The organism is Sphingobacterium hungaricum (assembly GCF_015210005.1).
Taxonomy (GTDB): Bacteria; Bacteroidota; Bacteroidia; order Sphingobacteriales; family Sphingobacteriaceae; genus Sphingobacterium; species Sphingobacterium hungaricum.
This window is the reverse complement of sequence record NZ_MU158698.1, coordinates 1,593,557-1,608,694: the sequence shown is the minus strand read 5'-3', so window position 1 is coordinate 1,608,694 and position 15,138 is coordinate 1,593,557. Positions and strand designations below refer to the sequence as shown.

The following is a 15,138-nucleotide window of genomic DNA, read 5'->3' as shown; positions in this document are numbered from 1 at the left end:
TGTTACTCTATAAATTCTCAAATAATGTTATTTTTACGAATCAATTAAACTTGTGATAATCAGTCATTCATCTTATGAATAATCAAAACCGAAGAGATTTCATCAAAAAATCAACGATAGCTGTTGCGGCTACAGCATTTTTCAATCCTAGTTTTTCGCAAATCAATACTTCCAATGTGTTAAAAATTGGATTGGTGGGTTGTGGAGGACGAGGGACAGGCGCTGCTTCGCAAGCTCTTAAAGCAGATCCCAACGTAATCATTACAGCCATGGGCGACGTGTTCGAAGACCGGCTGAATGAAGCTTATGACTCTTTGTCGCAGATGGACGCAAGTAAGGTACAAGTTGATGCAGCGCATAAGTTTATTGGTTTTGATGCCTATCAGAAAGTGATTGATTCAGGTGTAGATGTTGTTCTGCTAACGTCGACTCCGGCTTTTAGGCCTTTGCATTTCGAGTACGCGGTCAATGCCGGGAAACACATTTTCTGTGAAAAACCTGTAGCTGTAGATGCCCCTGGAGTTCGCCGGATCATTGCGGCAGCAAAAAAAGCAAAAGAGAAAAACTTGAACGTCGTTTCTGGATTTTGTTTCCGCTATGAAACGCCGACTCGGGAATTGATGAAACGGGTGTTGGACGGCGCAGTCGGCGACATCAATAGCATATCTACGTTTAGAAATGGCGGAGAAGCCTGGTATTTGCCAAGACAGCCAGATTGGAACGACACCACTTATTACATGCGGAATTGGTACTATTACAATGGTCTGTCGGGCGATATTGTGGTTGAACAGGCTGTTCATAGTTTAGATATGATGTCTTGGGCGATGAAGGATGTAATGCCAATAAAAGTGATGGGTACTGGTGGCCGTCAAGTGCGCACCGACCCAAAGTTTGGCAATGTATATGATCATTTTGCGGTTGAATTCGAATACGCTAACGGAGCTAGAGGATTTCATTTTACTAGGCAACAAGCGGGCACAACCAGCAGAAATTCAGTTGATATTTTGGGGAACCAAGGACGTGCGAACATCAACGTAACGAGCAGGCATGAGATTTTCGGAAAAGAAAATTGGCGATACAAAGGTGCCATGAATAACATGTACCAAACACAGCACGATGAATTGTTTGCCGCGATACGAGCAGGCAAAGTAATCGACGATGCCGAGCACATGAGCAACAGCACACTATTGGCCATTATGGCTAGAGATGCTTGTTATTCGGGACAAATTTTGACGACTGAAGAAGTCTTGAATTCAAACATTGTGCTTGGGCCAAAATTGGAAGACTATTCTTGGGATTTGGCTTTAAATCCGAATCCAGTCGCTATTCCTGGCGTGACTAAGGTTGTTTAAGATGAAGGAAATAGCCTGTTTTATACTGCTTTTTAACATGCTGATTCCTTCGGTGTTTTCGCAAACATTTCCAATCACTTTTGGAGAGGAGAAAGCCTTTTCTTCCCTGATCGATAATAGTTCCAAGTCAGAAGCAATCAAATGGGTTGATGTCAACACGACCGATACAACATGGTTTAAAAAAGGCGAAGTTTTAGTGTGCAAGGGATGGCCGATTGGAGTAATCCGTTCGGAGAAAATGTATGAAAACTTTGTCCTGCATGTGGAATGGAGGCATTTAACAGCGGGAGGAAATTCAGGTATTTTCGTCTGGAGTGATGCGCAGCCAGATCCGGTCGGAAGGCTTCCCGGGGGGGTCGAAGTGCAGATGCTGGAACTCGATTGGGTCAATCAGCATAAAGTCAATGGCGAGCCGGCTCCGATTGCTTACGTGCATGGCGAGCTTTTCGGTGTGGGCGGTGTGAAGACAATTCCCGACAATCCGCGTGGAGAACGAAGCAAATCGATTCAAAACCTTTGCCTCGGGAAAGGCGAATGGAATACCTACACGGTCATCTGTGTTGACGGGACAATCAAATTATCGGTGAATGGAAAGTTTGTCAATGGCATCAGTCAATCCACGATCAAGAAAGGTTATCTGTGTCTGGAAGCAGAAGGCGCTGAAATAGAGTTTCGAAATATGCAAGTCGTTGAGTTAAATCCTGGACTATTGTCAGCTTCCCAAATTGTAAAGGAGTTATAATATCTAGCTTTCTAAAAAATAGATTCCTCTTAAATAATCACTAAGTTTGTTTATGAATTTGAAAAATAGTTGCAAATTAATAGCATTCGCATTGTTGCTTTCGTCATGTGGGGGAGGTAAATATGCGGCTACCGAAAAAATTTACAAGGATAAAGCAAAGGATTTTGCGAAGCAATATCGTTCGCAACCTGCGCAAGGACAATTGCTTGATAAAGTAATTTATTCTGATAAGGAATGGGTGGCGTCGACAAATTTTGGAACACGCAAACCGAACTATGTAGTCATTCACCATACCGCTCAAGATTCTTTAAATCAAACTATTAAAACTTTTCATAACCAAAAAGTAGGCGTCAGCTCGCATTACGTCATCGGGCGTAATGGCAAGATTGTTCAGATGGTAAACGATTTGTTTCGTGGACATCATGCTGGTGCCGGAAAATGGGGAAACGATACTGATTTGAATTCCTCTTCCATCGGAATTGAGTTAGATAATAATGGATTGACTGATCCTTGGCCCGAAGCGCAGATCAATGCGCTGATTCAGCTATTAGCTTACTTAAAAGACGCCTATAAAATTCCGCAAGCCAATTTTATTGGACATATGGATCTTGCGCCTACACGGAAGAACGATCCGTCACGCTTTCCCTGGAAAATCTTAGCAGATCAGGGTTTTGGCTTTTGGTACGAAACCGCGCTTGAAGAGGCTCCCGCAGATTTTAATCCTGCCATGGCCTTGCGCATTATCGGTTATGACATTAAAAACTTAGACGCTGCGGTTAAGGCTTTTAAAATTCATTATATACAAACGAATACATTGACCACTTGGTCACCCGAAGAATTGAAAGTTTTGTATTCGATCTATAAAAAGTACTTGTAGATTCGATTCTTTGTAGCAAGAAACGTCTGCAACTCGTTTGCTATGCAACAGCATGTTCCAACCGCGGTTGGAAATATGCTTGTTGCACTTTATTAAGACGAATTATGCAAATCAACTTAACAAAACCAGCCTCTATTCTACCAATATTGGTTCTTCTTTTAATTTCAATATCGTCCTGTAACCGCTACTATTATCAGCCAAATGCAGTGAATGCTCCGATGCTCAGCAACAGAAATGATGCGAAAATACTTGTTTCTGGAAATGGGGGTGTTGGAACGAGTAGCTCAGGCGATTATTCTAGCGAAGTAATTAATTTGCAGGCATCCTATTCTCCGCTAAAATACGTTGGATTGATGGGCAATTATGCCAATTATCGCTACGATACCTATGAAGAGGTACCTGAAGACGGAGAAGTCGACGCTCATGCGAATTTACTAGAGGGCGGTATCGGCGGGTATTATCCTATTATTTTAAATGAAAAGGGATTTAAACTAGTTGCTGACACTTATGTTGGCTATGGGGCAGGGAAATTGAATTCTGATGTAAAAATGAATTTCGACAGGATATTTATCCAACCGGGAATAAACCTGACGACGCCATTTTTTGATGCAGGGTTCGCAGCGCGAATCTCGGGGATTAAGTATTCGGATTTTAATTCAAATGGAATGCTGCAATTTTATGTAGAACAACAGGGCCTGCAAGATATCACTTCGAAAAGGCACTTTTTCTTTGAGCCTGCCATCACTCTACGCGGCGGCTACAAATTTGTTAAAGGGCAGCTTCAAGTTGTCAGAAGTGCTTCTTTGAACAATTTGGATTGGAAATACAACGACACAATGTTTACGTTAGGATTGTTTATTTCGATCGAAGAGTTTTTCAAATTGAAAAAGTAATTTTTTTTCTGCTGTGCAATGATTTACAGCTTTCAGTATAGATTCTAACGTTTAGTTTAAATCTTCATTTTGCTTTAATAAATAGAGCAAAATGAAGATTTTTTTTGTTAAATCAATTATACAGTTTTCACAAAACGTTCGTCGTAATTTTCGATATCGACAATGTATTTATTCTTGATCAGGAAGTCAAAAAGCGGCTTTGCTTCTTCAGAAACCGTTAGATTTTGAGTAGTAATAATTTCATTGTTCTTCTTGTCCAAATACGGATAAGCATACAATTTTACATCTTGGCTAAACATGCCCGATATGTAAGAAAGCAATTCGTTGGTGTATTCTTTTTTGCTATAATTTTCCGAGTTGAATATGTTTTTTAGGTTGGAAACGTTTGTCGCAATTCCAACATGTTTGGTGCGGAATGATTTAACAAATTCAGCCAAATGGTTATTTCGTCTAAAGTTAGACACCATAATGTTGTTTCCTGTAGCGCATAACTCTTCGGCACGTTTTGCGAAATATTCCAGATCTTCATTCGAAATGGTGTTTTCTTCCTCCAAGACATTCCCCATCAGCACCTCAATTAAAACGACAATGTTGTTTGGGTCGACTCCTTCGTTCTTTTTAAACTGCTCAACAGCCAGATTGAATAAATCAAAGTTAGGCAGGGATTTCTGGCGGTATTTCGTGCGAAGGATGATGATATCTTTCTTGTACAGATATTCTTTAATCTGTGCGGCCTTCCCATCAGGTTTGAAGATCGCAGCTTTTGAAAATCCTTTGGCAATTAAATACAGATTGATCAAACGCTCATTTACATTTTCAAATGCCGGACCTTTCACTTTTACTAAGTCAATTTCGACAGAACCTTCCGCCAAATTATCCACTAGGGATTCAATTAAAGTCTGGATATCATTGCGGTAGAAATAAGCGCCAAAAACTAAATTGACACCTAAAATTCCTAAGACTTTCTGCTGTAGGTTCGCGTCGCTGTCCAACAAACGGACGTGGATAATAATGTCGTTGGTTTCAGAATGCGGTTCATGCTGGAAACGGATTCCGATCCATCCATGGGGTTCATTCGTTTTGTTATAATTTAACGTAGTCACGGTATTTGCGAAAGCAAAAAATTGGCGATGATCGTATTTATGACCTGTTAAACGTTCATTCAACAACTCAAACTCATGATTTAGCATTTTTGTCAAGCGGGTACGGCTTACATAACGACCCGATTCTTCGACTCCATAAATCGCATCTGAATAGGCCATATCGTATGCTGACATGGTCTTGGCAATAGTTCCTGACGCAGCGCCAGCTTCAAAAAAATTACGGGCGACTTCTTGGCCTGCGCCAATCTCGGCGAAGGCGCCATAAAATTCCGGAGTAAGGTTAATTTTTAATGCTTTGCGTTTCGTTTCGAATATTTCTCTTGCCATTCGGCAAAAATACAAAAAACCAAACTAAGTTCGGTTTTTTGCTTTATAGAAAAATTGTTATCTCTTTCAATACGCTGTTTTGCGATAATAAACCTGTCTAATCTTCTATGACAGCAAGCCCAATTTCTTGAAACAATAAAACAGTGCTGAAGTATGCAATGCTTGCGAAATGCCATTGGAGAACAACAGTTCTTGCGCTTCTGGAATGGTCAATTCCACTACATCGATATCTTCAGAATGATCTAATTCCTGTTCTTCGATTTTTTTGCCGCCTGTTAATAAATACGTGTAGGTAATATTTCCGCTGGTAGCTGGATTGGCATGAAGCTGACAGATTTCTTCGATCGAGTCAAACGCAAATCCCGTTTCTTCCAGAAGTTCTCGTTTAGCCGCTTCTGCCGGATCTTCTCCATCTTCTACAACTCCAGCAGGCAGCTCAATTAAAATCTTTCCTGCACCATGCCTGTATTGCTTAACAAACAAAATTTTATCATCTTCAGTAATGCCGACCATGTTGACCCAGGTCGGATATTCCAGCACATAGTATTCATCTTTGATATTTCCGTTAGGCAATTGCAGTTTGTCCACTCGCAATGTCGCCCATGGACGCTGAATAATATATTTAGAATCTAATAAAGTCCATTTTTCCATATTAATCTTTTACGATGTCAGCCATGACGTTCTTCACTTTTTGGTCTAGCTTATCTGCAATTTCTTGATAAGCTTGTACATCGTTTAAAGATTCTTTCACTGAACAATAGAATTTTATTTTTGGTTCGGTTCCAGAAGGGCGAGCAGATATCACATCGCCATCCACCGTAATAAATTGCAATACATCAGATTTCGGTAGTTCAATCGCTGTCTGCTGACCGCTCGCAATATCCAAAGTGACTCGGTTTTCGTAATCGCGGATTTCTTTAACAGCAATGCTTCCCAATGTTTGTGGTGGATTCGCGCGCAAATCAGCCATCATTTGTTGAATTTCTTCAGCTCCGGCTTTGCCTTTTTTGGTTAATGAAATTAGTTTCTCTTTGTAAAAACCGTATTCAGTATAGATATCCATCAAAACATCATAGACAGATTTGCCTTTCGATTTAAAATAAGCAGTCATTTCTGCAATAAATGCACATGAATTTACCGCATCCTTATCGCGGACTAAATCACCCACTAAAAAACCATAGCTCTCTTCTCCGCCAACCAAGTAGTTTTCTTTGCCTTCTAAGCGGGTCATAATCTCACCGATAAATTTGAAACCCGTTAACGTTTCATAATTGGAAACCTGGAATGCGCTTGAAATATCAGAGATAAGATTTGTTGTCACAATGGTCTTAACGGTAAAGTCATCTGATTTCAAATCTCCTTTTTCTTTTTTCGTAGCGAGCACATAATAGGTCAATAAACTACCAATTTGATTTCCGTTTAATAACTGGAATTCGCCTTGATGGTTTTTTATGGCTACGCCAACGCGATCTGCATCTGGGTCTGTTGCTAAAACTAAATCAGCATCCAGATCCTGGCCTTTTTTCTTCGCTTTGGACATCGCTTCCTCTTCTTCCGGATTCGGGTAAATCACTGTCGGGAAATTTCCGTCAGGATTCGCTTGCTCTTCGACAACATGCACATTCGTAAATCCCCAAGCTTCCAATGTTTTAGGGACTAGGGTAATTCCTGTTCCATGGATCGGTGAGAACACAATTTTTAAATCTTTTTGCTGCGCAACGATTTCTGGATGGATGCTTAATTGTTTATTTTGTTCAATATAAATCTGGTCGAAATCTTCTTCAACAAGGGTGATGTTTTCGGGTTTTCTGGTAAAGGAGATTTCGTCGACTTGCTGAATCGCGTTGACTTCCGTAATAACATTTTCGTCATGCGGAGCAACCAATTGTCCGCCGTCATTTCCATAAGCTTTGTAGCCATTGTACTCTTTTGGATTGTGTGAAGCTGTTAGCATCACGCCCGATTGGCATCCAAAATGACGTATCGCAAAGGACAGCATCGGAGTGGGACGAAGCTCTTTAAATAGATATACATGAATATCATTCGCAGAAAAAATATCCGCCACTAAATGTCCAAATTCTTGAGAGTTGTTGCGGCTGTCGTAAGACACCGAAACTTTAATCGCCTGTCCGGGATATTGTTTTTTCAGGTAATTTGCCAATCCTTGGGTCGCTTTTCCTAGCGTGTATTTATTGATGCGATTGGAGCCTACGCCCATAATCCCGCGAAGACCCCCAGTACCAAATTCTAGTTCTTTGTAAAAACTATCAATTAATTCTGTCTGGTCCGTTTGGTCTACCAATTTTTGAACCAAGCCTCGGGTTTGTTCGTCATATTGTGAGGACAACCATTGTTGCACACGTGATTGTGTAGCGATATCTATATTGCTCATGTTAGTCTATAAATCGAAAAGTAAATATAAAATTCTTTTTTGTCTTAATGGATGCAAATTGTTAATTAGGCATCGCATCCTGAGTAGGCGCGATCCAGAACAGTCACGTACCAATTGTTTTCGTATCGTTTGACATGAAAAATCAAGTCAGATTGGTCGACCAAAATCACGCGATAACTATCTTTTTCCAGTTCTGTGATTTGCCCTTCTTCAAGTGGAAACGGCTCGTTAATTTCTTTATAAAAACTAGATAAAGTCGATAGTGTTGTCGCATTTTCCGTGGTGTCACAAAAAAAGCCTTGTTTGTCCCAGCTTAGGTTGCCGCAGTCTAGCTTGGGCAAGCTACCAAAAGTTAACGCGTATTGGTTACTAAATGTTTCGTATGCGTAATGTGCGGGAATGGGATTTTTGAAATCCAGCGAATCCACTTTTGTAAAGGTATCCATTGCTCCTGGGCGATAAATTACTACCAAACCCAGATCGGGATGGATCAACGCATTGGCTTTGCCATTATCCTGACTTAAATATGCCCGAGCGAAACGCGTGATAACATTCATCAAGTCTTGCTTGTCCGTTTCGGACAAAGCAATTGATTCTTGAGTTTTCTCTTCTGCCTTTTTCTTATTCTGGCAAGCGGAGAAAAACAGAACAACTAAAAACACAAAGCTCGTTATCCTCATTTCTTGTTGTTTCCGCGAATACTTTGTTCGATCATATCCCACATATCATTTGGAATGAATTCCATGCCATTCATCTGACCAGCACCTTGAAGCCATTCACCGCCATCAATCGTAACCACTTCTCCATTGATAAACCCTGCAAAATCTGACACTAAAAATGCCGCTAGATTTGCTAATTCCTGATGGTCGCCGACTCTTTTCAGGGGCACGCGATTTATAAAGTCAAATTTTGCTGCTAAATCACCAGGCAATAACCTGTCCCAAGCACCCTTCGTGGGGAATGGGCCCGGAGCAATGGCATTATGCCGAATGTTATATTTTCCCCATTCGGCAGCTAATGAGCGCGTCATGGTCAACACACCGCCTTTGGCAACAGCCGAAGGAACGACGTATCCTGAGCCGGTAAATGCATAGGTGGTGATGATATTCAGCACATTGGCTTCCTGTTTTTTTGCAATCCAATTTTTTCCAAAGGTCAATGTACAGTTGGCGGTCCCTTTTAAAACAATGTCGATCACGGTTGAGAATGCATTTGCCGAAAGGCGCTCTGTTGGAGAAATAAAATTTCCGGCGGCGTTATTGACCAGCACATTGACTTGACCGAATTTTGCTTCACTCTCGGCTAACAAATTTTCAACTTCGTCGATGTTTCGAATATCGCAAGCGACAGGCAATACGGGGTTTCCGGTCTTCGCAGTGATCTCTTTTGCGGTTTCCTCTAGAACATCAAGCTTCCTGCTTGAAATAACCACATTGGCTCCCAATTCCGAAAAATAAGTGGACATGGCTTTTCCAAGTCCTGTTCCACCTCCGGTCACAACAATTGTTTTTCCCTGGAATGCATTTTCGCGTAGCGCACCTTGAATTGCTTTCATTGTATTATCCTTTTTTAGCCGTTAAATTATCAATTATCGTCTTTAGAACGACGCGCGTTTTTGGAGACCACCATTGGGTCAAAACCTGTTCCACGATCGCTTCGTTATTCAGCTCCATTTTATCTAGAACAGATTTTCTAAAATTTAGTTTGCTAGCTCGCCAAGCATTTTTCTCAAATTGGGAGAGCAATTTTATCTGCCGAATGGCCGTTGTTTGAATTTGGTTCGCGGGCACAACTTCGTCGATTAAACCAACTTTTAGCGCTTCATTCGGTTTCAGCAGTTTTCCGGTCAATAAAAATTGATACGCATGTTTGCTACCAATCCAGAATCGGTATAGTTCGAAAATACTTTCCGGAACGATAATTCCGACGGGTACTTCATTTAATCCGATAATGTATTCGCCTTCGGCCATGATTCGGTAATCGGAGGCAATCGCCATAACACAGCCACCAGCAGGACTATGTCCGGTAATAGCGCTAACAAATGGTTTTGGAAATGCCGTCAGCAGATGGATTAATGACATAAATTTTTTCCAAAACGTGCTCATCTGCTCTTCATCATAGTGATAGAGCGTGATGAGGTCTAGCCCAGAAGTAAAAAAATTTTCTTTTCCGGTAAGAATTAAGCCCTCTACAGCCGGATCTTCTTGAGCCTGACGAACAGCTTCGTAAATTTCTTCGACCATTTCCAAATGCAAAGCATTGGATTTGCCACGATCCAAAATCAGGTGCGTAATATGATCTTCGGTATTGACTTTAATAAAATTCATGATTTCAATTTACAGATTTTTAATAGCTCTTCCTAATTCCCTTGAAAAATCCGAAGAATTATTTCACTTCGAATTCTACAATTTTTCGGCCTATTTTGCCATTTAAATCTATCCCTTCCAATGTCACTCTATACGTTCCTGCTTCATCAGATGTGTAGAAATCAAATTCTACTTTTCCGGATTTGTCCATAACGATATTCGGTTCCCAATGAATGGTTGTTCTTAAATCCGTCGCATAGGTTTTGTCCGAACCGACTTCATAAACAGGCTTGTAAAATTCTTTAGCAGGGGTGATCCCTTGTGGCGTAATTGTCAAAATTCCTTTTGGCGTATAATTCCGAATGGCATCAGCACCCGTTTTGGAAGTTAATACAAGCAAACCGCCACCGCCATACGAACCGTAAATTGCAGTATATCCAGGGCTTCGAAGTACTTCCACGCTTTGAATGTCATTGATGTTAACCATGCTTAGCTGGTCTCCTTCGATATACATCCCGTCCAAAACAACCTGCATTTGCGTCATTCCACGCGTGCTGAATGGTATTCCTCCTTGGAAAACGACCCCTGTCAACCGTCCCGCCAAACACATTTCTAACGTAGCGCAAGTTTCTAAATCTTCTGCGGTAATAACCTGGTCGGCTCGTCCTGGGCCATTTAAATTTGCTGAATTTGGGGAAGCTTTAGGTCTTTCGCGTCGCACAAGAACTTCCTCAATTTCAATAGATTTAGGAAGCAAGCCTTTGTTCTCTAAAACAGCGAAGAATTCTTTGGATGCATTGATGTCAGCCAAGTAAGCTTCATTAACATCGTTTTTCTCTAAAAGAGAATTCTTGTTCTTTAATGTTGATGGATAGGTTTCTTTCTCTGCGAAGATGTCAATGTTTTTCTTGCCTTTTTCGTCTTCGGCAGTCAAAATAAATTTAACGCTGTCTGGAAATAATAAGTTATCAAAAACGAAATAACCCTCATCATTAGCCAGCGTATCGATATAATCCATTACATTGACCGTCGAAATTAATTTAACATTCGCTTTTGGAACAGGTGCTTTGCGTCCAAGTTTTCTTGCGTACCCCATAATAGATAAACCCTCTTCGCGGACAAAAGCTTTGGCGCTATCTGCTGTGGCAAGCTCGTTGAAATTGATCTTTCGCCAGCCTTGAGTCAGCACTAAATCATCCAATTCCTGTAGTTTGATTTGTTCGATATTTTCGAAATAATGTCCTGGAGATTCAATGTGCCCTTTTAAATCTGCATTGAGCAACAAATCTGAGTAGATATTAGGCTGGGCATTCAGGTCATCTGAAATCTTTTTCATGTTGACGACTGAAGCCGAAAGAAAGGTATAAAAAACCGAGTCGGAGGTGTTTTCCGCATGAATAGTTGTGGTGACTTTTGACTTGGGTTTAGCAGTCTGGTTGTCTACGGACAGCGCCACTGGAAGGTCTCCATTTCGATTAAAATTAAATACCGCTCGTTCGATAAGCGGCTTGAACTGTTCGTTCAAAATGCTGATGGTCAATATTCCGGAAGGGAACTCTGCCTTCGAAGCCGAAAAGACCAGTTCACTTTTTGAAGAATTCTGCTTAGAAATGTAAAAGACCTTTCCTAAGCTTTGAACAATAAAATAGATAGGTTTATTCTGAATCAAATCTTCAGAAAGATTTACCTGTGCGTAGATTTTTTGGTCATTAAAATTGTTCACCATAATCGAATATCCTGAAGTTGCGCTCGCTGGCAAATCAATTGATGTTGTCGATTGGTCATCAAAAATTGCTTTCGCGCTATAGCTCTGGCCTTTTTCAACAATAAAGGAAATGGAGCCCATCCCCAATTCATTGGTTTTGACATGGCCGACCGTATCCTGATTCCTGTTGAATAAATAGATAGATGCCGGAGCAGCTAACCCATCAGGCCTTAAACTTTTGAATGCGACTTTATTTAAGAAATCTGGCAATAGCGAACCGCCTTCAGGAAAAACCTGCACACTGTTTTTTGATTCAAAATTTTTCGGAACAATGGTCTTTTTTACCGTGTTTTTAGTTTGATTCTCATACGAAAGCTGAATAGGTATGTTTTTGGTTTTCTCGGAAAGCTTTATTCGCAAGACCCCATTCTCATCTGTCGTTTCTTTGCCCTTGTCAATCGTTTTTCCTTTGTCATTAAATATATATTGAACCGACGTTTTACTTAATGGATTTCCAGCGAGTGTTTTTAAGCTGATTGTATAAAAAGATTGGTTATTTTCCTGATTCAATGTCGAGCTCATAACGGTATTATCGGAGCGGCCATTGCTAATATTGATTACACGGTCGAAAAAATAGGCTTCATCGAAATTTCTCATCCAATTGGTATACGCACGAAGATGGTATGAACCTTCAGTAAGCGTGTCTGTTAGCAATACATCGCCCATGCTGATCCCCGAAAGAACGGGAATCTTCACTTCTTTGACAATGTTTTTATAAGGATCAATCAGCTGAACATAAGCTATTTTACTGAAATTCGACAAGAAGTTTTCGGCGCCAATAGTCGAATATAATTTGAACCAGATTGTCTCTCCAGTCGTGTAAGAGGCTTTGTCGGTATGCAGATAAATTTTTTCTTGAGTATTAGCGGTGGATTTTTCATCTAGTATTTTCATGGTTTCATCGACGGAACTTTGAGAAAAGCTGAAACCGGGCACTACAAAAAAGAGGAATAAAATTAGGAATCTTTGCATAAATAAGGTTTTTGACTTAGGAAAGTTAATAAAAAAGATATAGAGTTGAATATTATCTTTAAAATTTTATTAATTAAGGGAATACATCAATATATTTGCGGAATGATGAATATTCTAATTATTGGTTCCGGGGGTAGAGAATCGGCCTTTGCTTATAAGCTTTCACAAAGTCCTAAATTAAATCAGTTATTTATTGCGCCAGGTAATGCTGGGACAGCTTCTTACGGTCAAAACGTCGATTTAAAAGTGACCGATTTTGAGGGGATTGCAGATTTTGCACTAAAGAACGAAATTCAAATTATTTTGGTTGGACCAGAGGAACCGCTAGTAAAAGGAATTCATGATTATTTTTTAGCGCGTGAAGATTTGCGCCACATCGCTATCGTTGGGCCACAAAAGCAAGGCGCGCAGCTTGAAGGCTCCAAAGATTTTTCGAAGGAATTTATGGAAAGGCATCAGATTCCGACCGCCGCTTACCGAACTTTTGATAGCAGCAATTTGGAAGAAGGTCTAGCATATCTAGACACGCAAAAATTACCGATTGTATTAAAAGCAGATGGTTTGGCTGCGGGAAAAGGAGTATTGATTTGTGAAACCTTAGAAGATGCTAAAGCTGAATTGAAAGCAATGATTAGCGACGCGAAATTTGGTGCAGCAAGCGCTAAAGTCGTTATTGAAGAATTTCTAAATGGAATCGAATTGTCTGTTTTTGTATTGACAGATGGTGAATCTTATAAAGTATTGCCTTCGGCAAAAGATTATAAACGTATCGGAGAAGGCGATACAGGCTTAAACACGGGGGGAATGGGCTCCATTTCGCCTGTACATTTTGCGGATGAAGTTTTTCTGGGCAAAGTGGAAGAACGCATTATTAAACCTACGGTTGACGGTTTGAAAAAAGATGGAATTCCTTACAAAGGATTTATTTTTATCGGCTTAATGAATGTCGATGGCGAACCGCAGGTTATCGAATACAATGTGCGCATGGGCGACCCGGAGACAGAATCGGTTATTCCACGAATTGAATCCGATTTTGTGGATTTGCTGGAAGGCGTTGCTCAAGGGAATTTGGCGAGCCGCGATTTTTCAGTTTCACCGAAAACAGCCGTTACCGTGATGATGGTTTCTGGAGGTTATCCCGGCGATTATGAAACTGGAAAAGCAATTGCGAATATTGAAAACGTAAAAGAGTCGATCGTCTTTCATGCTGGAACAAAACTAGTCAATGGAGAGGTTGTTACGGCTGGCGGACGCGTGTTGGCAATCACGACCTTGCAAGATAATTTATTTGATGCTTTACAGCAAGCCACAGCGGATGCAGGGCGGATTTTCTTTGAAAGACAGTATTTTCGACGCGATATCGGCTTTGATTTAATCAAAGATTAAAAAATAGGTGAAAAATATTTTGGAAGTACTATAAATCCTCTTATATTTGCACACCGAAAGGGAAAAAGGCCCGTTCGTCTAGGGGTTAGGACGTTAGATTTTCATTCTAGAAACAGGGGTTCGATTCCCCTACGGGCTACAAAAATCCTGCAAATTTTGCAGGATTTTTTTGTTTTCGGTCTTTTCCAAAATCTAAATTTCAAAGTAAGCGTGCTTCAAAAAATCTTGCCGAATTTATATTTGATAGTTGAATCCACCTTCTTATCTTGCAGTTTGAAATAACTGTAAATAAAAAGCACCGACCTACAACTGATAAGAAATAGTATAAAAGCCATCGACAATTTACGACTCGTAGAAGGCATGTAGCTTCTACGACATCAGCTCATTGTGGATTTCTGTATTTTTATTAAGTTGAATATGTTTAAAACAGTTTTCTCGTGTAAAAAGATAGTAACTTATGTATGAAAAAGATTCTCTTTAGTTTAGTCATGATTGTATCTATATCTGTTTTCCATTCAAAAGCTCAAACAAGGAAAATCGACAGCTATGATTTTTTTGACACTGCCGTAAACAACCATAATCAAATCTTTCAATCTTCAGGTATTCCTTCAGCCATAGAAATGATTCTGAAATATTGTAAAGTGGTTGATTTTAACTTCTATGGCTTACAAAATGAATGGCAGAACAAAACAGATGGTTCTTTCCGCGACTTTGACAAGAAAGAATTATACGGCATTACTTTTTCCCAACAGTTTGTTTTGCCTCGAGACGCAACCTTTCCGATAGATAGCTTGTTTCAAACGATAGAAAATGAATTGAAGTCTGGCAAAAAAGTGATTATTGCACTGCAACTGGACTCAAGCTGGCCTATTTATGTCGTCTACAAACAAACTCCAGATGGCGAGTTTGTTTCATACAGCAAATTCCAAAGCCATACATTAATACATAGAAATACAAAAGAAATCATTAGAAAGTCTAACGGGACGGAAATAATGACCTACAGCATTGATTAACATAGAGTTG

13 protein-coding genes and 1 tRNA gene are annotated in these 15,138 nt (G+C 40.2%); 7 read left to right on the top strand and 7 right to left on the bottom strand.

What is annotated here, in order from left to right; genetic code table 11:
* Positions 1–74: 74 nt before the first annotated feature.
* The 4 genes from C4F49_RS10135 (at position 75) to C4F49_RS10120 (ending at position 3,864) form a co-directional block, all read left to right on the top strand.
* Entirely contained in the window at positions 75–1,352 is a 1,278-nt protein-coding gene (locus C4F49_RS10135) for a Gfo/Idh/MocA family protein (protein ID WP_196935736.1), read from the top strand.
* A 1-nt stretch (position 1,353) separates the two neighbouring features.
* Positions 1,354–2,094: a 3-keto-disaccharide hydrolase gene (locus C4F49_RS10130; RefSeq protein ID WP_196935735.1), complete on the top strand. Its 741-nt coding sequence runs from the start codon at positions 1,354–1,356 to the stop codon at positions 2,092–2,094.
* Between the two features lie 52 nt (positions 2,095–2,146).
* Complete coding sequence (locus tag C4F49_RS10125) at positions 2,147–2,971, top strand: N-acetylmuramoyl-L-alanine amidase (protein WP_196935734.1); 825 nt, start codon at positions 2,147–2,149, stop codon at positions 2,969–2,971.
* A gap of 104 nt (positions 2,972–3,075) precedes the next feature.
* Entirely contained in the window at positions 3,076–3,864 is a 789-nt protein-coding gene (locus C4F49_RS10120) for a hypothetical protein (RefSeq protein WP_196935733.1), read from the top strand.
* A 116-nt stretch (positions 3,865–3,980) separates the two neighbouring features.
* Here the strand turns inward: C4F49_RS10120 and C4F49_RS10115 are convergent, their stop codons facing one another.
* The 7 genes from C4F49_RS10115 to C4F49_RS10085 all read right to left on the bottom strand — a co-directional run bounded on the left by C4F49_RS10115 (position 3,981) and on the right by C4F49_RS10085 (position 12,729).
* Positions 3,981–5,294, bottom strand: a complete 1,314-nt coding sequence (locus tag C4F49_RS10115) for a nicotinamide mononucleotide adenylyltransferase (protein ID WP_196935732.1) — start codon at positions 5,292–5,294, stop codon at positions 3,981–3,983.
* Positions 5,295–5,399: 105 nt separating this feature from the next.
* Positions 5,400–5,945 carry an NUDIX hydrolase gene (locus C4F49_RS10110; protein WP_196935731.1) on the bottom strand — a complete coding sequence of 182 codons (546 nt, stop codon included), beginning with the start codon at positions 5,943–5,945 and terminating at the stop codon, positions 5,400–5,402.
* 1 nt (position 5,946) lies between these two features.
* Positions 5,947–7,686, bottom strand: a complete 1,740-nt coding sequence (locus tag C4F49_RS10105; protein WP_196935730.1) for a phospho-sugar mutase — start codon at positions 7,684–7,686, stop codon at positions 5,947–5,949.
* 65 nt (positions 7,687–7,751) lie between these two features.
* Positions 7,752–8,366 carry a hypothetical protein gene (locus C4F49_RS10100; RefSeq protein ID WP_196935729.1) on the bottom strand — a complete coding sequence of 205 codons (615 nt, stop codon included), beginning with the start codon at positions 8,364–8,366 and terminating at the stop codon, positions 7,752–7,754.
* Positions 8,363–9,241 (bottom strand): SDR family oxidoreductase, encoded by an 879-nt coding sequence (locus C4F49_RS10095; protein ID WP_196935728.1) that lies wholly within the window; start codon positions 9,239–9,241, stop codon positions 8,363–8,365. Before C4F49_RS10095 ends, C4F49_RS10100 begins: the two co-directional genes overlap by 4 nt.
* 4 nt (positions 9,242–9,245) lie before the next feature.
* Entirely contained in the window at positions 9,246–10,013 is a 768-nt protein-coding gene (locus C4F49_RS10090) for an enoyl-CoA hydratase/isomerase family protein (RefSeq protein ID WP_196935727.1), read from the bottom strand.
* 58 nt (positions 10,014–10,071) lie between these two features.
* Entirely contained in the window at positions 10,072–12,729 is a 2,658-nt protein-coding gene (locus C4F49_RS10085) for a TonB-dependent receptor plug domain-containing protein (RefSeq protein ID WP_196935726.1), read from the bottom strand.
* A gap of 105 nt (positions 12,730–12,834) precedes the next feature.
* Between C4F49_RS10085 and purD the strand changes: the two genes are divergently transcribed.
* The 3 genes from purD to C4F49_RS10070 all read left to right on the top strand — a co-directional run bounded on the left by purD (position 12,835) and on the right by C4F49_RS10070 (position 15,128).
* Positions 12,835–14,115, top strand: a complete 1,281-nt coding sequence (gene purD, locus C4F49_RS10080; protein ID WP_196937251.1) for a phosphoribosylamine--glycine ligase — start codon at positions 12,835–12,837, stop codon at positions 14,113–14,115.
* A gap of 67 nt (positions 14,116–14,182) precedes the next feature.
* Positions 14,183–14,254: transfer RNA gene (locus tag C4F49_RS10075), tRNA-Glu, on the top strand.
* A 322-nt stretch (positions 14,255–14,576) separates the two neighbouring features.
* Positions 14,577–15,128 (top strand): hypothetical protein, encoded by a 552-nt coding sequence (locus C4F49_RS10070; protein ID WP_196935725.1) that lies wholly within the window; start codon positions 14,577–14,579, stop codon positions 15,126–15,128.
* Positions 15,129–15,138: the final 10 nt, after the last annotated feature.